Here is a 21557-nt window from a genome sequence, read left to right on the forward strand (position 1 = left end):
GCGGGTGGTCAGGACCGCCGGGCAGGTTCCTGCGCCGCGGCGGGCGCCGCGGGCTCGGGGCCACAGAGGCTACGGGATGGGAACGCGCGCCGGTACGCGGGGTGCCCTCCGGGCGACGGACGGGGAAGAGGGCACCCCGCGATCCGGGTCAGCGCTCGTCGTGCGGGTGGCCCGGGTGGGCCGTGCGCTGCCAGACGTCCAGCAGCCGGGCGGCCGAGCCGCCGATCGGGCCGACGGCGTCGGCGAGGACGTCCGGTGCGGGCAGCCGCGCGGAGGTGACGGCCGGCACCGCCTCCGCCGGGTCGTCGATGGTCGAGGAGCACACCGCCAGCAGGTAGTCCGGCACCGTCAGCCCGGCGCCGGTGACGCCGACCAGCGGCACCCCGGCCGCCGCGACCAGCGGGAAGACGGTGCCCGGGATGCCGACCGCCGCCTCCGCCCGCGCGGCGGCCTGGAGCGACGGCACGTCGCTGATCTCGTACGCGTCCCACAGCTTGGGGTCCTCGCGCGGGTGCAGCCCCACCAGGATCCGCTTGCCCGCGGCCTGCAGCTTCCCGGCCGCGGCGAGCAGCAGTTCGGTGCCGGGCGCGGCGCCGCCGGTGCCGTCGGGGTGCGTGACGCTGGTCAGGACGAGCACGAGGCCGGGCTCGGGACGGTGCTCCGGCAGCGTGTCGGTCTGCGGTGAGCCGACCGCCCGGATCCGGCGCCGGACGCCGAGATAGCCGCCGAACGCGCGCGCCTCGGCCGGCGAGGACGAGGTGACGGCGCGCAGCCGGGGCCGCAGCAGCCGTGCGCCCGGGGCCTGCTGGGGCCCGAGGTAGGCCAGCGAGCCGGCCGCCACCGGCAGCCGCGGGAAGCGCGCGACGCACTCCAGCGGCCAGTCACCGGCGCCGGTGACGACCAGCAGATCGGCGCGCGGCGCGGCCTGCGGCGTGGCGACGGGTACGGGGTCGCCGGGCTGGACTCCCGCGGTGTCGGGGACGAGTTGGGTGATCCGTACGCCGCGCCGCGCGGCCTCCGCGAGCAGCGGCTTGACGTGGTACGTACCCCACGGCTCGTTCGTCGCGACGAGCACCCGCAACGGGCGCCCGGGGCGCCCCCGGTCGCCGCCGGCCAGTGCGGGGCCGGCGCCGAGCGCGGCGAACCCGGCGGCGCCGGCCGTCGCGGTGAGCCCGCGCAGCACGCGGCGGCGGGACGGCACGGTCAGGGGCCCGGCGGAAGCGGCCAATCCGGCCGCGGCGGCGGGGACTTCGGGGACGTCCGGGGCTGCGGGGGCTCCCGCGTCGTACGTGGTGGGCATGGGCGGCACGCTAGGCAACGCCGCGAACTCGCGGGTGAACGCGGCACGAACAGCTTCCCCGCGGCCCGCCCCGCGACCTTTGGTCCAGACCTCTTGACGAAAGGTCTGGACCAACTTACCTTGTGCCGCAGCGCAACACGTACCTCTCCTGGCAACCCCACAGCCCAGAAGGCGAGCGTGTCATGCAGTCTGCGATCAGCCGGACGCTGCGTCTCTTCGGCATCGGCCTCACGCTGGTGCTCGCCGCCCAGCTCCCCGCCGCGGCGGCGACCCCGCCGGAACCGGCCGGGACGGCGGCATCGGGAACGACGGCGGCAGCACCCGCGGCGGCCGAGACCTGTCCCGCCAAACCCAAGCCCGCGGGCAAGGTCCTCCAGGGCTACTGGGAGAACTGGGACGGCGCCGCCAACGGCGTCCATCCGCCGTTCGGCTGGACGCCCCTCACCAACCCCGACCTCCGCACCCACGGCTACAACGTCATCAACGCCGCCTTCCCCGTCATCCTCTCGGACGGCACGGTCAAGTGGGAGGACGGCATGGACAGCACGGTGAAGGTCGCCACCCCGGCCGAGATGTGCGCGGCCAAGGCGAGCGGCGCCACCATCCTCATGTCGCTCGGCGGCGCCGCGGCCGGCGTCGACCTCAGCTCCAGCGCCGTCGCCGACCGGGTGATCGCCACCCTTGTGCCGATCCTCAAGCAGTACAACTTCGACGGCATCGACATCGACATCGAGACCGGCCTCGTCGGCAGCGGCAACATCAACCAGCTCTCCCCCTCGCAGGCCAACCTCATCCGCATCATCGACGGCGTGCTCGCCCAGATGCCCCCCGGCTTCGGCCTGACGATGGCCCCCGAGACGGCGTACGTCACCGGCGGCAGCGTGGTCTACGGCTCGATCTGGGGCGCGTACCTGCCGGTCATCAAGAAGTACGCCGACAACGGCCGGCTGTGGTGGCTCAACATGCAGTACTACAACGGCAGCATGTACGGCTGCTCCGGCGACTCGTACCAGGCGGGCACCGTCCAGGGCTTCGTCGCCCAGACCGAGTGCCTGAACCGCGGCCTCGTCGTGCAGGGCACCACCATCCGCGTCCCGTACGACAAGCAGGCCCCCGGTCTGCCCGCCCAGCCCGGCGCGGGCGGCGGCCACATGGCGCCCGGCCTCGTCTCCCAGGCGTGGAGCCACTTCGGCGGCGCCCTCAAGGGCCTGATGACCTGGTCGATCAACTGGGACGGCTCGCGCGGCTGGTCCTTCGGCGACAACGTCAAGTCGCTGCAGGGCCGCTGACCGGCGCGCCCCGGCCGCTCGTACCCCACGGCGAGCGGCCGGGGCGGCACAGAAGTCCAACCGGTGTCCGAAAAGTCCAATGGCTCTGCGCGCGGCGTCTGTTGTGCCGCGCCCCTCGGCGGGATCAGATGGATCTCATGCACGATCCGGCTCTCCCCGCCCACGAAGACCCCGCACCCGGCACCGGCACCCTGCCGCCGCGCGCGTGGTACGCCCGCTCCGACGCCGCCCGGCTGCCGCTGAACGGGGCCTGGCGCTTCCGGCTCTCCCCCACGGCCACCACCCACGACACGTCCTTCGCGGACCCCGGCCACGACACCTCCGGCTGGGACGAGATCGCCGTCCCCGGCCACTGGGTGCTCCAGGGCGGCGGCCGGCACGGCGCCCCCGCGTACACCAACACCCCCTACCCGTTCCCCGTCGACCCGCCGCGGGTGCCGGACGGGAACCCGACCGGCGACCACCTGCGCACCTTCGACCTGCCCGGCGGCTGGCCCGCCGCCCCGCTGCCCGCGGACGGCCCTGCGGACGGAGAAACCCTGCTGCGCTTCGACGGCGTGGACTCGCACGCGCGGGTCTGGCTCAACGGCACGGAGCTGGGCGAGTTCAAGGGCTCCCGGCTGCCGCACGAGTTCGCCGTCGGCACGCTGCTGCGCCCCGCGGGCAACGTGCTGGCCGTCCGCGTCCACCAGTGGTCCTCCGGCTCGTACCTGGAGGACCAGGACCAGTGGTGGCTGCCCGGCATCTTCCGCGACGTCACGCTGCTGCACCGGCCCGCGGGCGCCGTCCGCGACTTCTTCGTGCACGCCTCGTACGACCACGTGGCCGGCACCGGCACCCTGCGGGTGGACTGCGCGCCCGGCGGCCGGGTCACCCTGCCGGAGCTGGGCGTCGACATCGCCACCGGCGAGTCCGTCACGCTGCCGGCCGAGCCGTGGACCGCGGAGCTGCCGCGGCTGTACGCGGCCGAGCTGGCCACCGCGGGCGAGCGGATCCCGCTGCGGGTGGGCTTCCGCACCGTGGCCGTCGAGGACGGCGTGCTCCGGGTCAACGGCCGCCGCATCCTGCTGCGCGGCGTCAACCGGCACGAGTTCCACCCCGAGCACGGCCGCGCCGTCGACGAGGAGACGATGCGCGCGGACGTGCTGCTGATGAAGCGGCACAACGTCAACGCCGTGCGCACCAGCCACTACCCGCCGCACCCCGCGTTCCTCGACCTCTGCGACGAGCTGGGGCTGTGGGTGGTCGACGAGTGCGACCTGGAGACCCACGGCTTCGGCGCCCTCGGCTGGCGCGGCAACCCCGTCGCCGACGAGCGCTGGACCCCGGCGCTGCTGGACCGCGCCGCGCGCATGGTCGAGCGGGACAAGAACCACCCGTCGGTCATCATGTGGTCGCTGGGCAACGAGTGCGGCTCCGGCGCGGGACTGACGGCCATGGCCGACTGGATCCGCGGCCGCGACCCCGGCCGGCTCCTGCACTACGAGGGCGACCCGACCAGCCGCGACACCGACGTCTACTCGCGGATGTACGCCGACCACGACGAGGTCCGCCGCATCGGCGAGCGCACCGAGGACTCCCTCGAAGAACCGGCGCTGGACGCCCGCCGCCGGGCGCAGCCGTTCGTGCTCTGCGAGTACGCGCACGCCATGGGCAACGGCCCCGGCGGACTGGCGGACTACCAGCGGCTGTTCGAGACGTACGAGCGCTGCCAGGGCGGCTTCGTCTGGGAGTGGATCGACCACGGCATCGCCCACCCGGAGCTGGGCTTCGCCTACGGCGGCGACTTCGGCGAGGAGCTGCACGACGGCGCCTTCGTCTGTGACGGCCTGGTCTTCCCCGACCGCACGCCGTCGCCGGGTCTCACCGAGTTCGGCCACGTCGTCCAGCCGGTGCGCATCGAGCCCGGGGACTCGCCGGGACAGGCCGTCGTCACCAACCTGCACGACTTCGCCGGCCTGGACCACCTCGCGTTCTCCTGGTCGTACGCCGTGGACGGCGCGGAGACGGAGGGCGGCCCGGCGCCGGTGCCGCCGCTGGCGCCGGGCGAGAGCGCGAAGGTCGAGCTGCCCGCGCCCGGCAACCCGCCCGCGGGCGAGGCGCAGTGGACCGTCACCGCGCGGCTCGCCGCGGACACCGCGTGGGCGCCGGCGGGGCACGTCGTGGCGCACGGGCAGTGGTCCGCCGCGCCGCGCCCGCCGCTCGCGCGGCCCGCGGGGGCGGCGCCCGTACGCGACGACGCGCTGATCCGGCTCGGCCCCGCGGCGTTCGACGCGCGGACGGGCGAGCCGAGGACCCTGGCCGGGGTGCCGGTGGAGGGGCTGCGGCTGGAGGTGTGGCGGGCGCCGACGGACAACGACCACGGCGCCGGCTGGCTGCCCGAGACGGAGCTGGCGCGCCGCTGGCGCAAGGCGGGGCTGCACCGGATGCGGCACCGGACGGACGCGGTGGAGGCCGCGGACGGCGGGCTGACGGTCCGTACCCGGGTGGCGCCCGCGGCCACCGACCTGGGTCTCGCCGCCGAGTTCCGCTGGACCGCGGACGGGGACCGGGTGGCGCTGACCGTGTCGGTGACGCCGGAGGGCGACTGGCGGGTGCCGCTGCCGCGGCTCGGGATCCGCCTCACGCTGCCCGCCGCGTACGGCGCGGTGCGCTGGTACGGCGGCGGCCCCGGCGAGGCGTACCCGGACACGGGCACGGCGGCGCTCCTGGGGCGGTGGTCGGCGAGCGTCGACGAGTTGCAGACGCCGTACGTCCGCCCGCAGGAGAACGGCGCGCGGGCCCGGGTGCGCTGGGCGGAGCTGACGGGCGCCGGGGCCGGTGCGGGGCTGCGGGTCGAGGGCGAGCCGGAGTTCGCGCTGACGGCCAGGCGCTGGACCACGGCGGAGCTGGACGCCGCGACGCACCGCCCCGACCTGGTGCCGGGCGACCGGGTGCACGTGACGCTCGACCACGACCGCCACGGCATCGGCTCGGCGTCCTGCGGTCCCGGCGTGCTGCCGCAGTACGAACTGGCGGCGCGCCCCGCGGCGTTCACGTTCGTCTTCTCCGCCGCGTAGGGGCGCTGATGCGCGGGGCCCGCCCCGCCCGGATCCTCCCGGGCGGGGCGGGCCGTGGCGCCCGTCCTCCCGCCGGCGTCGGCGGAATCGCCGCCGGAGCCGGCAGGGCTGTCAGAACAGCGAGTAGAGCAGCCGGTTCGGCGAACCGGTGCGCGGGTCCTGCACCTTGTTCGGCGTGGAGCCGTTCACGATGGCCTGGCTGACCTGGGCGGGGCTGGCGGAGGGGTTGCCCTGGAGGTACAGCGCGGCGACGCCCGCGGTGTGCGGGGTGGCCATCGAGGTGCCGGAGATGGTGTTCGTGGCCGTGTCCGAGGTGTACCAGCCGGAGGTGATGCTCACGCCGGGCGCGAACAGGTCCAGGCAGGTGCCGAAGTTGGACCACGAGGCACGCCGGTCGGTGTTGTCCGTGGCGCCGACCGTGATGGCCTCGGGCACCCGCGCCGGCGAGTAGTTGCAGGCGTTCTGCGGGGTGCCGAAGATGTCGCCGTTGCCGGCGGCGATCGCGTACGTGACGCCGGAGGCGACGGAGCGCTTGACGGCGTCGTCGAGCGTGGTGCTGGCGCCGCCGCCGAGGCTCATGTTGGCCACGGACGGGCTGGTGGCGTTGGCGGTCACCCAGTCGATGCCGGCGACGACGCCGGCGGTGGTGCCGGAGCCGCTGCAGTTCAGGACGCGTACGGCGACGAGCTTCGCCTGCTTGGCGACGCCGTACGTCTTGCCGCCGACGGTGCCCGCGACGTGGGTGCCGTGGCCGTTGCAGTCCTGGCCGTTCTGGCCGCCGCCGACGGTGTCGGTGCCGACCGAGGCGCGGCCGCCGAACTCGCTGTGCGTGGTGCGGATGCCGGTGTCGATGATGTACGCGGTGACGTTCGCCGCGGTGGTGTTGTACGTGTACGTGGTGCTCAGCGGCAGGTCGCGCTGGTCGATGCGGTCCAGGCCCCAGGTGGCGTTGGTCTGGGTCTCCGCGGTCCGTACGACGGCGTCCTGCTCGACGTACGCCACCCGCGGGTCGCGGGCCACCTCGGCCGCCTCCGCCTTGCTCATCTCGGCGGAGAAGCCGCGCAGCGCGGTGCGGTAGACGTGCTCGGGCCTGACGTCCGCGGTGCCCGCCAGGTCGCCGGCCACGGAGCGGGTGTCGGACTTGGCGACCTCGCCGTTCTTCAGCACGACGATCCACTGGCCGTCGACGGCCGTGGCGGCCGGGGCGAGCCGGAGGTCGCCGTCGGCGGGTGCGCTGTTCGCGCCGGTGCCGGCGGCCAGTTGGAGGCCGGCGGCGAGGCCGAGCGCGGTGAGCACGGTGGCCGCGCGGCGCAGGGGTGTGGGGGTGAGTCTCATCTCGTGCACCAGAACCTTTCGTTGACCGGATTACGGGCAATGAGGCGTAGTGCGGTGCGGGTGACCCGCCCGGATACGGGCGGTGCCCCGGCAGCGTCTCGCATGCCGGACGCCGCCACAAGTGGCAGGTTCACGCCAAATGCGGCGGGGAAGATCCTGGTGGGGGCGAGGCGCGGGACGACCCGCGGGGCTGACGGGGCCTCAGGTCGGTCAGCCCCGGGCCGGGCGTCAGGCGGTTACTGGCCCGGCCGCCGCGGCAGCGGTGGCGAGGGCGTCGTGCAGCGCGCGGGCGGCGGGCGGGATGGCCCGGGTACGGCTGCGCCAGAGCATCAGGTGCACCGCGGGGACGGCGGCACCGGCGAGGGGCCGCCAGGTGACCGCGCCGTGCCGCTCCAGCGGATCGCCGACGACCCCGAAGTCCGGCAGCACGGTCACCCCCAGCCCTTCGGCGACGAGGTGCTTCGCCGCGTCGGGGGTGTCGGCCGCGTACGCGGGCAGCGGCGGGCGGACGGCCCCGAGGCGGTGCAGCAGCCGGTGCACGAGGCAGCCGGAGCGCGCCCCGACCAGCGGCTCGGCGAGCAGTTCCACGGCACCGATCTCGTCCAGCTCCGCCAGCGGGCTGCCGGGGCTCAGGCACACCACCGGGCGGCCGCGCAGCAGTTCGGTGTCGTGCAGGTCGGGGTACGGCTCCTCGCCCGCGAGCCGGACGACGAGCCCCAGGTCGAGCCCGCCCTCGACGAGCCCGCGGCGTACGGCGTCCTCGGCGCCCGCGACGATCTCCACCCCGGTCTGCGGATGGCCGGCCCGGAACTCCCGCACGGCCGGCGCCAGCAGCGGCGCGGCGACCGCGCCGCCGGTGCCGAGCCGGATCGACCGGCTGACCCGGTGCTGCTCGTCGGCGGCCCGCCGCAGCAGGTCCACGGCGTCGAGCACGGCGGCGATGTGCGGCAGCAACTCCCGCCCGGCGTCACTGATCCGGGCCCCGGAGCGGCGCCGGTCCAGCAGGTCGACGCCGAGTTCGCGCTCCAGATTCCGTACGGTCTCGCTGAGCGCCGGCTGCGACAGATGCAGCGCATCGGCGGCACGCCGCAGAGAACCGAACCGGGTCACCGCGGCCACGTATTCCAGTTGCTGTATGCGCACCCCGACTCCCTGCTCCGCCGCAGGTCGAACACCCTAGCGCGGGCGGTGGGCGGCACCTCGGACCGCGGCGGAGGCGGTGACCGGAAATCGGCGTAAGGGGTTCCGGAAATACCCCCGCGGGAGGCGGAAACGGCTTGTCACGAAGATTTGTGAACGCGGTATTTCGACTCCGTGACACCTCGGGACCGCGGCCGCCGGCCCGCGGCGGGCTCCCCGTCCCGTACGGGCCCGGCGCGGGGCGGAAAACTGCAGTGGTACAGACCTCTTGACGCATTGGTCTAGTCCGACGCCTTCAAAAGTGGTGGACGCAGGGCCAGGAACCCGGCACCACCGGTGAGTGGGGCGTCTGGCAGGACGTCAGGGCCTGCTGACCCCGGTCCCCCGCGGACCGCGGAAGGCCCGGCACCCCTCCGCCCGGGCCTTCCGCTCCGGCCGCGGCGGGCGCGTCACCCACCCCGCCACCCGCCCGCCGCCCCCGCTGCCGCCCGCGCCGTCACCGCGGGCGGCAGCGCCGTTCCCGCCGGTTCCCAGGACCCGGATCCGCCGCCCGTATTCCCGGATCACGGGAATACGGGAATACGGAGCCCTCCTCCTGTTGTCGGCATGGGGAGGATCACACACACCGGAGACCAGGAGGACCACGTGGCGGCAGCGGACGTGACGGCACCCGACGCGCAGGACGAGATACGGGGCCGGGTGGGCGGCTCCGCCCCCGTGCCGCTGTCGGTGCTGGACCTGGCCACGGTGGGCGCCGGGTACACCGCGACCGACGCGCTGCGCACCGGGGCCGCGCTGGCCAGGATCGCCGAGGCGCGCGGCTTCCACCGCTACTGGGTCGCCGAGCACCACTCGATGCCAGGCGTCGCGTCCTCCTCGCCCGCCGTGATCCTGGCGCACCTGGCCGCGCACACGACGACCATCCGGCTCGGCTCCGGCGGCGTGATGCTGCCCAACCACGCGCCGCTGGTCGTCGCCGAGCAGTTCGGCACGCTGGAGGCGCTGGCCCCGGGCCGCGTCGACCTGGGCCTGGGCCGCGCGCCCGGCACGGACGGCGCGACGGCGGCGGCGCTGCGCCGCACGGACCGGCTGCGCGAGGGCGCGGAGGAGTTCCCGCAGCAGTTGGCGGAGCTGATCCGGTTCCTCGACGACGACTTCCCCGACGGGCATCCGTACCGCAGGATCCACGCGGTGCCGGGCCCGGTGCAGGGCAAGGCGGCCGGCGGCGTGCAGTCGGTGCACCGGCCGCCGGTGTGGCTGCTGGGCTCGTCGATGTTCAGCGCCCGGCTCGCCGCCGAGCTGGGGCTGCCCTTCGCGTTCGCGCACCACTTCGCCGGGCAGCACACGGGACCCGCGCTGGAGCTGTACCGCGAGGCGTTCCAGCCGTCGGCCGCACTCTCCGCCCCGTACGCCCTGATCGGCGTCTCGGTCATGGCCGCGGAGGACGACCGGGAGGCGCGGCGGCAGGTCATGGCGGGCGCGCTGAACATGCTGCGGCTGCGCACCGGCAGGCCCGGCCTGGTGCCCTCGCCGGAGGAGGCGGAGTCCTACGGGTTCAGCCCGCTGGAGCGGGAGTTCGCCGACTCCTGGATCGGCAACGTGGTGTACGGCACCCCGGACGAGGTGACCACCGGTCTCGACGACCTGCGCAAGCGCACGGGCGCCGACGAGCTGATGCTCACCACGAACGTGCACGGGCCCGCGGCGCGGCTGCGCTCGTACGAGCTGATCGCCGACGCCTACGGCATGCCGGCCGGCGCGGCGGCGGAGAAGTAGCCGGGGCGGTGCCCGGAGCCCGGCCCCGTTCGGGCTCCGGGCACCGCTCTCAGACGCCTTCGCCGAGCAGCGCGCCGGGGCGCTCCCGGCCGGCGGTGACGTCCACGCGCTCGCCGGTCTCCTCGTCCACGGCGCCGACGCGGATCACCGGCGGCCGCGGGCTGTCGAGGCCGGCCTTCGCGTCCATCGCGAAGACCACGGACACCGGCCGGCCGGTGCCCCCGGCGCCGTCGGGACCGGTGTCGTACAGGCCGGTGTAGCGCAGGAAGCGCCAGCCCTCGTCGTCCCAGTGCTCGCGCAGCCCGGAGCGGACGACGTGGATCACGGTCTGCCACGCCAGCGAGCGTTCCAGCAGCTCGACGGAGCCCTCGACGGGCACCGCCTCGGGGTCGCCGCCGGGTCCCGCCCCGCCGTGCAGCGGGTGCCCGAAGAGCCGCAGCCGCAGCCGGCGCAGCGGCAGCCGGACGGCCCGGTCGGGGTCGCCGAAGAGCAGCCAGGCCAGCGCGGTGCCCGCGGCCAGCAGGCCGAGCGCGGCGCCCGGCCGGTCCCGTAGCGCCTCCCACCAGGGTCCGCCGGCCGGCGCCGGCAGACCGGCGGCGGCCAGTCCTTCGGCCAGCACGACCGCCCCGCCGGCCAGGACGAACCCGGCTCTGGCGAAGGCCCGTACGCCGATGGGCGCCTTGTCCCGCGCGGTGCAGCCGCAGGACGAGTCGGGCGCGGTGGCCCTGGCGTAGCCGAGGTACGCCGCGAAGCCCGTGCCCGCGAGCGCCGCGAGCGCCCCGGTGACCAGCGGCACCGGCAGCGCCACCAGGGCGAGCGCGACGAGCAGTTCCGCGGCCCCGACCGCGCGCAGCGCGGCCGTGGCGCGCGGCAGCCCGCCGAGCTTGCGCTCCAGCACGGTGCCCGACGCCTGCACGGGGGTGTTGCGTCCGAACAGCTTGGTGCTCCCGCTCCAGCCGAGCACGCCGCCGACCAGCAGTGCGATCATGCTGCCTCCGTCCTCGAAGTGGCCGCGGCGGTCAGTGCCCGACCGTGATCCTGGCGATGTCGACCGCCCCGTCCTTGGGCCGCCAGGCGCCGAGCACCAGCGCGTGCTGGCCCATCCGCACGCCCGACAGGTCGTCGGTGAGCGCGGCACCCGCGTACGAGGCGGTGGAGCGGCCCGGGACGATGCGGCCGATCAGCTCGCCGCCGTGGTAGCCGAGCGCGAGCCGGTCCTTGCCGATGCCGCGGACGGTGACGTCGAGGTTGACGATGTTCACCCAGACCGCGTCGGCGGCGATGGTGCCGTCGGGCATCTCCAGGCCGCGGGCGTAGAGGCCGTCGCCGCTCTCGACGTCGTCGGCGGTGGTGGGGTGGAGCTTCCAGATGCTCGTGGCGTTGGTGAGCTGGATGCGGTGCCGTTCGCCGTAGGAGCCCTTGACGTGCAGCAGGGTGCCGCCGTCGATGCCGGTGATCAGCCCCTCGGCGAACGAGGTGGCGGCGACCGCCGGATCGAGCGGCGGGGTGGGCGCCGCGAACGCGGCGTCGGGGTCCACCGCGCCGAGCGCCGTGGCGCCGACGACGGTGGCGCCGCCGAGTGCGCTGGCGGACAGGAAGCGCCGCCGGTCGAACGTCGAGCCCGTTGCGTCGTTCATGGCCGCGCCTCCTTCACTCGTAGATCCAGACACCGGTCTTGCCGGAGCTGAGGCTGGCGATCTGTGAGTACGCCGCCGGCGTCAGGTCCAGGATGCGGTTGGTGCGGCAGACGCCGTTGCAGCAGGACGCCTCGCCGCAGAAGCTCTTGGTCCGCGGGCCGCAGTCGGTGATGGTGATGCAGACCGCCGCCTTGGAGCACTCCTGGACGACGCGCATGACGGAGCCGCAGCCGCGCCGCGGGATGCCGCCCTCGCCGCACAGGTCGGGCCGGGTGATGTCCCAGCACGCCGCGGAGGCGTTCGGCCAGGCGCCGTGGTTCGAGGCGGAGCGGCAGTTGCCGCAGGCGCCGCCGCCGGCGGAGCCGCAGGGGCCCCAGGCGGCGCCGCAGCAGAACCAGGTGGCCTCGCCGCGCCAGAGGTAGTTCGTACTGCAAGCCATGTGTTCGAGCTCCCTTCAGATTGGCCCGTACATGACAGTCCGAAGTGCCATGTGGGGGTGGCGTACGGGTACCGAGAGCCCGCCGGTCGGACATGGGTGGCGGACGGCCCGAGCGTGACGCGCCGCACACGCACCGTCAATCGGGCGCCGCGGCGCCAGTGGACCGGTCCTCTGGTGTAACCGCCGCGCAAGCCGCTCCGCAGGGCCCCGGGCGCACCGCCCGTACGGCCCCGGGCGCTCCCCCGCGGTGCGGTCCGCTCCCGCCCCCGCGTGCCGCCCCGCGCTCCCCGCGCGCCGCTCCCCCGCGCGGTGGGACGTGACACGATAGGGGCAACCGGCCGACCGCGCCGGGCAGTTGTGCCAGGAGCACACAGGAGTACGGGAGAGGGGAGCCCGGTGACCGGTCTCAACAGGGGTGTCGGCAAGGTGGAGATCGCGCTGAAGTGGGACCCCAGCCCCCTCGGCGCGCCGCCCCACGACCTGGACCTGATCGCGGCGACGTACCGCGCCGACGACCCGCGGGGCGAGCCGGCCTACCTGGTCCACTTCGACAGCCGCTCCCCCGACGGCACGATCACCCTGCAGCGGCAGAGCCAGACCGGCCAGGGCTTCGGCGCCGACGAGGTGATGACCCTGGAGTTCGCGCGGATCGCCCCCGCATACGGGCGCGTGGTCGTCGGGGTCGCGATCCAGCAGGGCGCCGGCCGGCGGACGTTCGGCGAGGTGGCGAACACCGGCGTGCAGGTCCGCGAGGGCTACACCGACCTGGCCGCCGACGACTTCGCCGGGGTGGCGGACGCGACCGCGGCCACCGTCGCGGAGTTCGTCCGCGAGGCCGCCGGCACCTGGCGGTTCCGCCCGGTGGTGCAGGGCTTCGACACCGACCCCGCGTCGTTCTCGGCCCTCATGGGGACCGTGGCCGGGAGCTGACGGGCCGATGCCCGCCCCGGGGGATGCCACCGCGCCACGCGAGGCCGACGGTGGCACCCCCCGGGGCCGGGGCTAGCGCCGCCAGGTGCCGAGCGAGTCGGACAGCTCCGCCGCGGCGGCCACGACCCGCTCCGTGATGTGCCCGGCGCGCTCGTCGTCGATGCGGAAGTGCGGGCCCGCGACCGTGACCGCGGCGACGACCTTCCCGCCGACCCCGATCGGCGCGGCCACCGCCCACACGCCCTCGTCGACCTCCGCCTCGCTCTTGGACCACCCCTGCGCGGCCACGGCCTGCACCTCGGCCAGCACCGCGTCCCGCTCGGCGGCGGACGGCTCGGGGCGCAGCCGGTCGAAGTAGCGCTGGGCCCACGCCTCGCCCATCGCGGCGAGCAGCACCTTGGGCCCGGCGCCGCGGTGCAGGCTCATGATCTGCCCCGGCTCGAACGACAGCCGGATCGTGTGCTCGGGCTGGCTCATCTCCACGCAGGTCGCGAAGTCGCCCACGCGCCGGATCACCAGGGCCGCCTCGCCGGTGTCCTTCGACAGCCGCTCGACGAGCGGGCGGAGCACCCTGGAGACGGGGAACGCCTGCTCCGCGCTGCGGGCCAGCAGGAAGATCCGCGGCGAGAGCACGTACGTGCCGCCGCCGTTGTCCTCCACCATGTCCATCTCGCGCAGCAGCGAGACGAACCGGTACGCGGAGGGCACCGAGATGCCGATGGAGTGCGCGATCTCCTCCACGCTCAGCTCCGGCCCCTTCTCCGTGAAGAGGAGAAGGATCTTCAGCACCCTCCTGGCGCTGTCCACGCCGGGGGTCCGCTCCCGCCCTTCAGACACGATCGCTCGCCCTTCTGTGCTCGTGGTGTGGCCCCGGGTGCGTCAGGCCGAGTACGTGCCGACGAGCCGGTTCTGCTCGATGACGCGATCGCCGTACGCGCTGAGGAACTCCTCGCGCGTCGGCTCGCCCGCGACCGGGGTGTCGAGGGCGTACACCCAGAAATAGTAGTGATGGGTGCCGTGCCCGGGCGGCGGCTGGGGTCCCGTATACGCCTTGTCGCCAAGGGAGTTGGGGCCTTGCCGCACTGTGCCCGCGGGACCCGGGGCGGCCACCGCGGGGGCGGCCGGGTCGATGCCGTAGACCACCCAGTGGGTGAAGCCGTGCGGCAGGGGCGCGTCGGGGTCGTGGAGGATCAGCGCGAGTTCCGCCGTGCCGGCGGGCACTCCGGTGATCTCGACCTCGGGTGCGGCGTTGCCGTGGTCGGCGGCGTGCCGGTCCGGGATCCGCTCGCCGGGGCCGACGCCGCGGACGGCGACGGCGAGGTCCTTGATGTTCAGGGGCATGGGTCCGAAGTCCTTTCGGTGGCGGGACGCGGGCGGGGTCGGCCCGTCGTCCGGTCGAGCATGCGGACGATCTCGTCCGCGACGGTCCGCGGGTCCTCCTCGGGCACGTAGTGGTCGAGCCCGGGGAGTTCGACGGCGCGGAAGTCCGGGCGCAGCGCCCGGGTGGCGGCGAAGGCGCGCGGGGAGACGATCGCGCTGTGCTCGCCGCGCAGCAGGGTGACGGGGACGCCGACGGCCCGGGTCTCGGCGGCGAAGTCGCGGCGCAGCCCGTCGACGGTGCGGACCATGGCCGCGGGGTCGGCGAGCGGGCGCAGCGTCCGGTCCTGGCCGGCCGGGGCGTAGCCGTAGCGGCGCCGGCGGCGTACCGCGTCGGCGGGCAGCAGGGGGTAGCGCTCGTGCAGGTACGTCTCGACGTCCGCGCCGGAGGCGAAGGTGCGGTCGCCGCCGCGTACCCGGGTCTCCAGGGCGTCGAGCACGGCGGGTTCGACGTACGGGGTGTAGTCGACGGCGACGACGCCGGCGACCACGTCGGGGTGCGCGGCGGCGAGCACGACGGCGTTGCGGGCGCCGAGGGAGTGCCCGGCGACGACCACGGGGCCGGTCCCCAGCTCCCGGACCAGCGCGAGCACGTCGGCGGTGTACGCGGCGGCGCCGTAGCCGGCGGCGGGCTTGCCGCTGCGGCCGTGGCCGCGCTGGTCGACGGCCACGGTCCGTACCGCCCGGCCGAGTTGCTCGACCACCGGGTCCCAGACGCCGAGGCTGGCGGTCGTGCCGTGCAGCAGCACGACCGCCGGCCCGGCGCCCGCGTCGCGTACGCACAGCTCGACCTCCCCGGCGGCCACGAACGCCAGCCCCTGCAGCGCGTCAGGGTGCGCGGCGGGGGTGGCGTGCGGCGCCGGGCCGGCCGGCCGGGGTGCGCGGTTCACAGTCGGCTCCCGTCCGCTCAGACCGGCTTGATCGCGGAGAGCGCCTTGCGGACGCTCACCAGTCCGTCGACGATGTCGGCGCGCTTGGCGGCGACTTCGCCCTCGCCGTACTCGTACAGGCCGCCGCCGGTCTTCATGCCGAGCTTGCCCTCCGCGGTCAGCTCGGTGACCAGGGAGGAGACGCCGGTCTCGGTGGACAGGTCGCGGTTCAGGTAGGAGCCGACGGCCTGGTAGATGTCCAGGCCCGCCATGTCGACCAGCCGCATCGGGCCGATGACGGCGAGCTTGTAGCCGACGCCCCACTTCACCACGGTGTCCAGGTCGCGCTGGGAGACCACGCCCTCCTCGACGAGGGCCATGCACTCGCGCAGCACTGCGTACAGCACCCGGTTCTCGACGAATCCTGGCACCTCCTTCTCGACCACGGCCTCGTAGCCGAACGCCTCGACGATGCCGACGAGGCGGTCCTCGACGGCGGCGCCGGTGCGGGCCCCCCTGACGATCTCGATCATCGGGATGAGGTGCGGCGGGTTGGACCAGTGCATGCCGATCAGGCGCTCGGGGTGGGCCATGTCCACCGCCATGTCGGAGATCGGGATGCCGGAGGTGTTGGTCGCGATGATCGCGTCGTCCCGCACCGCGGCCTCGACCTGGGCGAGCACGGTCTTCTTCAGCTCCAGTTGCTCCGGCACCGCCTCGATGACGAGGTCGGCGCCCGCCAGCGCCTTGGCCTGGTCGCGTTCGAAGGTGACGGAGCCGCCGGGGGTGACCGGCACGTCGAGGCGGTCGAGGTGCGCGACGACGCCGGCGCAGATCCCCTCCGCCCGCGCCAGGGCCTCCTCGCTCACGTCGTAGAGCCGTACGTCGGATCCGTAACGGGCGAGCAGCGCGGCGATGCCGGGCCCCATGCTCCCCGAGCCGAGGACGGCGCTGGTGGTGGGAATGCTCACGATGGTTCCTTTCCTGCTGTGCCGCGGCGGCTGCTGCGGCCGCGCGGGCGGGCTCGGCGGACTGATCAGCGGGCGGCTTCGAGCCGGTCGAGCTTGCGGTTGAAGTACATCCAGTAGTTCTCGCGGGCGCGTTCGGGATAGATGCGGCGGTTCTTCTCGACGCTCTCGTCCGCGTCCGGCGGGTCGTACGGCAGGCCGGAGCCGGCCAGGGCGAGCTGGAAGGCGGCGGCCTTCTCCAGGAAGATCCCGGCGAGCGTCGCGTCGCGGACGTTGCGGCCGGTGAAGGAGGCGCCGTGGTTGGCCTGGAGTACGGCGTCGGCATCGCCGAGCACGCGGGCGAGGTCCCGGCCCAGCTCCTGGGTGGTGATGATGTGGCTGGTGGCGTCGAAGCGCGGGACGCCGTGCGCGGCGAACCACACGCCGTGGTTGTTCACCGGCTCGATCCGCGCCCGGCCGGCGCCGAAGACGGTGGCGTGGAACGGGTGCGAGTGGCCGACGACGTTGACGTCGGGCCGGGCGAGCATGATCTCGGCGTGCAGCGGCCATTCGAGGTGGCGCAGCCCCTGGCCTTCGAGGACGGTGCCGTCGAAGTCGATGAGGATGTAGTCGCCGGCCCGGACCTCCTCCATGCCGAGGTTGCCGCGCTTGAGCCACAGCCCGCGGCCGTGCGGGTCGCGGTAGGACAGGTGGCCCATGGACATGTCGCCGTGGCCCTCCATCTCCAGGATCCGGTGGGCCCTGGCGAGGTTGTCGAGCACGTTGGCGACGGAGTCGTCCTGGGAGTACAGCGCATCGCTGGTCTGCATCGGGTTGCTCCTTCTCAGCGGGCCTGGCCGGCCGCGGCCTGCGCACGCGCCTCGGCGGCGGTCAGGCCGCCGACGCGCTCGTGGACCCGGCCGCCGCCGGCGACGGCCACGCAGACGAACAGTTCGTCGGGGCGCGGCACATCGGGTACGGAGACGGTGACGGCGTCGTAGTGGGAGCGGACGTACACCTCGTCCTTGTACGCCAGCGGGATGTCCAGGGAGGCGCCCGCGGCGGCGGTCTTGGTCGCCGAGGAGATCCACGCCTCGCCGCCGCCGATCGCCTCGCGCAGCGCGTTGCCGAAGACGGTGGTGACGCAGGCGACGACGTGCTCCTGCTCGCCGGCGAGACCGGCGAGACCGCCCTTGCCGTAGCTCTCCACCGGCGCGCCGAGGAGGGCCGCGGCCCGCCGGCCGAGCGCCGTCCCCAGCGCGGCACTCGGCGCGGTGAGCGCGGACAGGTCGTCGGCGTACCGGCCGGCGAACGGGTTCCTGACGACGACGCCGCAGACCGCCTTGCGCAGCGGCACGGCGGCGACGGGGCCGTTCTCGTGCAGGGTCTCCTCGACCAGGCCGACCCAGCGCCGTACCTGGTAGTCCTTGGTCACCTGCTCATCCGGGGTCATCGGGGTCATCTCCTCTAGCTCCGCGCGACGGACAGGGCGTGGCGGTTGGGGTTGGTCGGGTCGTACAGGGCGGTTTCGAGGTTCTCCAGCGTGAACTGGTTGCCCTCGGACATCGCGCGGGTGGCGGCGAAGTCGGCGGAGCGGCGCTGGCAGCGGTCGGTGAACGGCCGCTCCAGCTCCTCCCACCCGGCCAGCGCCGCGTCGAGTTCGCCGTCGGCGGCCTCGGTGGCGGCGACCGCCAGGGTGTAGGCGTTGGCCATCGCGCAGCCGGCACCCTGCGCGAGGGCGGGGGGCATGGCGTGGGCGGCGTCGCCGACGAGGGCGACGGCGCCGCGGCGCCACTCGGCGACTGCGGTGGTCTCGTAGCCGTAGTAGCGGGGGTCGGCGGCGGTGGCCGCGGCCCGGAGGACGGGGGTCAGTTCGGGGTACGCGGACGTCCACAGGTCCAGGTCGATGGGGGTGCGGCTGCCCTGTTCGTCGGCGCGGGGCGCGCCGAGGGCGAGGTACAGCTCGCGGTCGTTGCAGGGCACGTAGAGCACCCGCAGGTAGCGGGGTTCGAGGTTCCAGAAGTCGATGACGTTGTCCCACTCGCCCGGGCCGAGTTCGGCCTTGTGGCGCGGTACGAGGAACCGGGTGATCCCGTCGCGGGACTTCCAGCGCTCCTGCTCGAAGCCTATGGAGTCGCGGACCTTCGACTTCACCCCGTCAGCGCCGACGACGAGGTCGGCGTAGAGCGTCTCGCCGGAGGCGAGGGTGAGCCGGCCGCGCGGGTCCGCGGCGGCCACCTCGGAGCCGGTGCGGATCTCCACGCCGGCCGCGAGCGCGGCGTCCAGCAGGCACTTGTGCAGGTAGGGCCGGGTCATGGTGCGCCAGGGCAGGCCGCCGAAGTCCTCGTGGGACACACTGGCGTGCTGGAAGCGGGTCTCGTAGTACGGGGGTGTCATCGAGTCGGCCGTCACCGCCTCGTACGCGCCGATGGCCTTCAGCACCTTGAGGCTGTTGTGCCACAGGACGATGCCCGCCCCCTGCTCGCGCAGCTCCGCCCCCTTCTCGTGCACCCGCACCGACCACCCGCGCCGGGCGAGCGCCGCGGCGGCGGTCAGCCCCGCGAACCCGGCGCCGGACACCTCCGCATGGCGCTTCCGCCTGTCAACCGTGGTTTCCATAGCTCCGCTCCCACTCGTCGTGCCGGCCGCCCGGGGGCGGCCGGCCGCGCCTTCAGTTGCCGGCGTCGTTCCCGGCACCGGATCCGGCGCCGGCCTTCGCGGCCTTCTCGACGAACTTCTCCTGGTGGACGTCCGCGACGCCGGGCGTGCCGCCCTTGAGCACGTCCTGGTCGGCGAGGGCGTCGATGGTCGCCTGCCACGCCTGCTTGTCCATGGCGCCCAGGCCGTGCTTCTCGGTGACGGCGCTGGTGAAGGTGTGGTCGATGTCCGCCTGGATCTGCCGCTCGAACAGGTCGGCCTTGTCGCGGTTCTCCGGGGAGGACTCGGCGAGGATCTGGGCCGTCTTGTCCGGGTGCTTCATCACGTAGCCGAACGCCTTGATGTAGGCGTTGGTGAAGCGCTGCACCAGGTCGGGGTCGTTCTTGACCATGTCGTCGCTGGTGAACAGCCCGGAGCCGTATGCCTCGTAGCCGTGCTCGGAGCCGAGCAGGACGTCGAGGGAGCCCTTGCCGCCGGCGGCGTCCTCCAGTTGCGGCACCTCGGCGTCGATGTAGCAGGGGACGGTGTCGACCTTGCCCTGGATCAGGTAGTTCTCGTACGGCGGGGTGACGCTGACCTCCTTGAGGTCCCCGCGGTCGAGACCGTTGCCCGCGAGCAGCGCCTGGTAGAAGAGGAAGGTGGAGCCGGCGGCGTGGATGCCGACCGTCATGCCCTTCAGGTCGTCGATCGACGTCAGCTTGTTCTTGTCCTTCACCGTGCACATCGCCAGCGGCGAGGTCTGGTTGACCGCCGCCAGGGTGGTGACGGGCACCTCCTGGGAGCGCGCGGTGACGAGCGACGGCAGGTCGGCGAAGCCGAAGTCGGCGCCTCCGGTGCCGACGATGCGCAGCGCGTCGGGCGAGCCGGTGCCGGTCTTGATGCTGTCGACGTCGATGCCCTCGTCCTTGAAGTAGCCGAGCTTGTCGGCGACGTAGAACATGCCGTGGTTGCCGCGGAGTTGGTAGTCGAGCTGGACGGTGACCTTGTCGAGTCCGCCGTCGGCGGAGTCACCTCCCGAGTCGCCGCCGCAGGCGGCGAGAAGGAGTGCCGCGGTCGTCGCGCCCGCGATACCGGCGACAGTTTTCCTACTCTTCCTGATTTTCTTTCCGGAGGGGAACATGATGGGCTCCTAGTGCAGGAGAGAATGCAAAGCCGGATTCAACGGGTGGTGTCGGCCGTGATATGCGGGAATCGCTTGCGGAGCAGGAACTCAAGCAGCGACATCCCGTAATACAGGATCAGGCCGAGCAGGGACACGAGGGTCAGGGCCGCAAACATGAGCGGGGTGTCCAGTTGCGTCGAGGCGAACTGGATGAGATAGCCGAGGCCGTTCTGGGCACCGGAGAACTCCGCCACCACCGCGCCGATGACCGCGAGGGTGATCGCGATGCGCATGCCGGCGAAGAGGTACGGCAGCGAGGTGGGGATCCGGATCCGGGTGAGGATCTGGTTCCGCGACGAGCCCACGGACCGCATGAGCAGCAGCAGGTCCTGGTCGATGGCCTTGAGCCCGACGATCGTGTTCAGGGTGATCGGGAAGAACGTGATCACCACGATGAGCAGCAGCTTCGGCGCGAGACCGTAGCCGAACCAGAGGATGAAGATCGGCGCCAGGGCGACCTTGGGGACGACCTGGAAGAGCACGATCAGCGGGTAGAGGGCGCGCTCCAGCCAGCCGAAGCGGACGATGAGCACGGCGAGCAGCACGCCGATGGCGAAGCTGAGCAGGAAGCCGTACAGGATCTCCTGGGTGGTGACCCAGGCGGCGTCCCACAGCATGTCGCGCGAGCGCCACATCTCGCCGAGGAACTCGCTCGGCTTGGCCAGCTCGAAGCTGGAGATGCCGAAGACCTCGACGGCCAGCTCCCAGAGCAGGAAGGCGGCGACGAACACCGCGAGGCTGGGCCACGCCCGCCGGATCCAGGAGCGCACCGCGCCACCGCGCCCGGGCCCGCCGCCGGGGCGGCGCCCCGCCTGCTTCTTCACTTCGTCCTGTGCGAGCACCATGTCAGACCGTCGCTTTCGGTTCCAGGTGGCCGCGCAGCCGGCCCGTGTACTCGGTGAACACGGGATCGTCGAGCACCTCGCGGGTGCGGGGCCGGGGCAGGGCGACGTCGAGCGTCTCCAGGAAGCGCCCCCGGTCCAGGCCCATCACGTGCACGGTGTCGGACAGGAAGACCGCCTCGGAGATGGAGTGGGTGACGAAGACGACGGTCTTGCCGGTCGTCGCCCAGATCTCGGCGAGCTTCAGGTTCATCTCGTCCCTGGTGATGGCGTCCAGGGCGCCGAACGGCTCGTCCATCAGCAGGATGGCCGGGTCCATGGCCAGCGCGCGGGCGATGGACACGCGCTGCGCCATGCCGCCGGACAGCTCGTGCGGCAGCTTGTCCTCCGCCGCGGCGAGGCCGACCAGCTCCAGCGCCCGGCGCGCCGCGGGGGCGGCCGCGGCGGCGCGCTCGCCGGCGGCGATCTGCCGCAGCATGCTCGCGTTCTGCAGCGCGGACTTCCACGGCAGCAGCGCGGACCGCTGCGGTACGAGGCCGATGACGCGGTCCTTGACCGCGTCCGCGGCCGGCTGCCCGCCGATCCGCACGGTGCCCTCCGTGGGTTCGAGGATGCCGCCCAGGATTTTCAGCAGCGTGCTCTTGCCGCAGCCGGAAGGGCCGAGCAGCGTGACAAAGCTGCCGGGGGTGATGTCGAGGTCCAGGTTCTCCAGAACCGTCTGTTCCTGCTCGCGCCGAGCAAAACTCATCGCGATACCCTGCGCTGAAATCCCCATGGATTCCATGGAAAGCTCCTCT

The 21557-nt window shown here is 73.8% G+C and carries 20 protein-coding genes; 4 read left to right on the forward strand and 16 right to left on the reverse strand.

All coding sequences use genetic code 11. The annotated features are described in order from the left end of the window. Positions 1 to 148 precede the first annotated feature (148 nt). A complete protein-coding gene (locus tag CXR04_RS02955) occupies positions 149 to 1300 on the reverse strand; it encodes a hypothetical protein (protein ID WP_101420343.1) in 1152 nt (383 codons plus the stop codon). A gap of 182 nt (positions 1301 to 1482) precedes the next feature. On the opposite strand from CXR04_RS02955, the gene CXR04_RS02960 reads away from it, so the two are divergent. Both CXR04_RS02960 and CXR04_RS02965 read left to right on the forward strand, forming a co-directional pair. After that, entirely contained in the window at positions 1483 to 2589 is a 1107-nt protein-coding gene (locus tag CXR04_RS02960; RefSeq protein WP_101420344.1) for a chitinase, read from the forward strand. Positions 2590 to 2717: 128 nt separating this feature from the next. Beyond that, positions 2718 to 5648 carry a glycoside hydrolase family 2 TIM barrel-domain containing protein gene (locus CXR04_RS02965; protein WP_101420345.1) on the forward strand — a complete coding sequence of 977 codons (2931 nt, stop codon included), beginning with the start codon at positions 2718 to 2720 and terminating at the stop codon, positions 5646 to 5648. A 111-nt stretch (positions 5649 to 5759) separates the two neighbouring features. Here the strand turns inward: CXR04_RS02965 and CXR04_RS02970 are convergent, their stop codons facing one another. After that, the gene (locus CXR04_RS02970; protein WP_101420346.1) at positions 5760 to 6992 is read right to left on the reverse strand and encodes a S8 family peptidase; all 1233 of its coding nucleotides are present in this window, start codon (positions 6990 to 6992) and stop codon (positions 5760 to 5762) included. Positions 6993 to 7211: 219 nt separating this feature from the next. After that, entirely contained in the window at positions 7212 to 8126 is a 915-nt protein-coding gene (locus tag CXR04_RS02975) for a LysR family transcriptional regulator (RefSeq protein WP_101420347.1), read from the reverse strand. Between the two features lie 603 nt (positions 8127 to 8729). On the opposite strand from CXR04_RS02975, the gene CXR04_RS02980 reads away from it, so the two are divergent. Further along, entirely contained in the window at positions 8730 to 9899 is a 1170-nt protein-coding gene (locus CXR04_RS02980) for an LLM class flavin-dependent oxidoreductase (protein ID WP_234380014.1), read from the forward strand. Between the two features lie 49 nt (positions 9900 to 9948). Here the strand turns inward: CXR04_RS02980 and CXR04_RS02985 are convergent, their stop codons facing one another. From CXR04_RS02985 to CXR04_RS02995, 3 genes are read right to left on the reverse strand one after another with little or no spacing between them, the layout of a single operon-like run. Beyond that, the gene (locus CXR04_RS02985; RefSeq protein ID WP_101420349.1) at positions 9949 to 10887 is read right to left on the reverse strand and encodes a MauE/DoxX family redox-associated membrane protein; all 939 of its coding nucleotides are present in this window, start codon (positions 10885 to 10887) and stop codon (positions 9949 to 9951) included. A gap of 31 nt (positions 10888 to 10918) precedes the next feature. Further along, the gene (locus CXR04_RS02990) at positions 10919 to 11536 is read right to left on the reverse strand and encodes a cell wall protein (RefSeq protein WP_101420350.1); all 618 of its coding nucleotides are present in this window, start codon (positions 11534 to 11536) and stop codon (positions 10919 to 10921) included. 13 nt (positions 11537 to 11549) lie between these two features. After that, complete coding sequence (locus CXR04_RS02995) at positions 11550 to 11975, reverse strand: rare lipoprotein A (protein WP_047019184.1); 426 nt, start codon at positions 11973 to 11975, stop codon at positions 11550 to 11552. 396 nt (positions 11976 to 12371) lie between these two features. Between CXR04_RS02995 and CXR04_RS03000 the strand changes: the two genes are divergently transcribed. Then, positions 12372 to 12905 carry a TerD family protein gene (locus CXR04_RS03000; protein WP_101420351.1) on the forward strand — a complete coding sequence of 178 codons (534 nt, stop codon included), beginning with the start codon at positions 12372 to 12374 and terminating at the stop codon, positions 12903 to 12905. Between the two features lie 72 nt (positions 12906 to 12977). Here the strand turns inward: CXR04_RS03000 and CXR04_RS03005 are convergent, their stop codons facing one another. The 10 genes from CXR04_RS03005 to CXR04_RS03050 all read right to left on the reverse strand — a co-directional run bounded on the left by CXR04_RS03005 (position 12978) and on the right by CXR04_RS03050 (position 21508). Continuing rightward, on the reverse strand, positions 12978 to 13712 hold the full coding sequence (locus CXR04_RS03005) for an IclR family transcriptional regulator (RefSeq protein WP_234380015.1): 735 nt from the start codon (positions 13710 to 13712) through the stop codon (positions 12978 to 12980). Between the two features lie 72 nt (positions 13713 to 13784). Continuing rightward, positions 13785 to 14246, reverse strand: a complete 462-nt coding sequence (locus tag CXR04_RS03010; RefSeq protein ID WP_101420352.1) for a YbhB/YbcL family Raf kinase inhibitor-like protein — start codon at positions 14244 to 14246, stop codon at positions 13785 to 13787. Further along, positions 14237 to 15172 carry an alpha/beta fold hydrolase gene (locus CXR04_RS03015; protein WP_101420353.1) on the reverse strand — a complete coding sequence of 312 codons (936 nt, stop codon included), beginning with the start codon at positions 15170 to 15172 and terminating at the stop codon, positions 14237 to 14239. The genes CXR04_RS03010 and CXR04_RS03015 overlap by 10 nt, the downstream gene beginning before the upstream one ends. 17 nt (positions 15173 to 15189) lie before the next feature. Next, positions 15190 to 16122 carry a 3-hydroxyacyl-CoA dehydrogenase NAD-binding domain-containing protein gene (locus CXR04_RS03020; protein ID WP_101420354.1) on the reverse strand — a complete coding sequence of 311 codons (933 nt, stop codon included), beginning with the start codon at positions 16120 to 16122 and terminating at the stop codon, positions 15190 to 15192. A gap of 65 nt (positions 16123 to 16187) precedes the next feature. Then, positions 16188 to 16928 carry a class II aldolase/adducin family protein gene (locus tag CXR04_RS03025; RefSeq protein WP_101420355.1) on the reverse strand — a complete coding sequence of 247 codons (741 nt, stop codon included), beginning with the start codon at positions 16926 to 16928 and terminating at the stop codon, positions 16188 to 16190. Between the two features lie 14 nt (positions 16929 to 16942). Continuing rightward, the gene (locus CXR04_RS03030) at positions 16943 to 17551 is read right to left on the reverse strand and encodes an amino acid synthesis family protein (protein ID WP_101420356.1); all 609 of its coding nucleotides are present in this window, start codon (positions 17549 to 17551) and stop codon (positions 16943 to 16945) included. A 14-nt stretch (positions 17552 to 17565) separates the two neighbouring features. Continuing rightward, positions 17566 to 18717 carry an FAD-dependent oxidoreductase gene (locus tag CXR04_RS03035; protein WP_234380016.1) on the reverse strand — a complete coding sequence of 384 codons (1152 nt, stop codon included), beginning with the start codon at positions 18715 to 18717 and terminating at the stop codon, positions 17566 to 17568. A 52-nt stretch (positions 18718 to 18769) separates the two neighbouring features. Continuing rightward, entirely contained in the window at positions 18770 to 19876 is a 1107-nt protein-coding gene (locus tag CXR04_RS03040) for an ABC transporter substrate-binding protein (RefSeq protein ID WP_101420358.1), read from the reverse strand. 38 nt (positions 19877 to 19914) lie between these two features. Then, positions 19915 to 20763 carry an ABC transporter permease gene (locus tag CXR04_RS03045; protein ID WP_101420359.1) on the reverse strand — a complete coding sequence of 283 codons (849 nt, stop codon included), beginning with the start codon at positions 20761 to 20763 and terminating at the stop codon, positions 19915 to 19917. A gap of 1 nt (position 20764) precedes the next feature. Next, positions 20765 to 21508 (reverse strand): ABC transporter ATP-binding protein, encoded by a 744-nt coding sequence (locus tag CXR04_RS03050; protein WP_101420360.1) that lies wholly within the window; start codon positions 21506 to 21508, stop codon positions 20765 to 20767. Between the last annotated feature and the right edge of the window lie 49 nt (positions 21509 to 21557).

The sequence above is a fragment of the Streptomyces sp. CMB-StM0423 genome, from assembly GCF_002847285.1.
Taxonomy (GTDB): Bacteria; Actinomycetota; Actinomycetes; order Streptomycetales; family Streptomycetaceae; genus Streptomyces.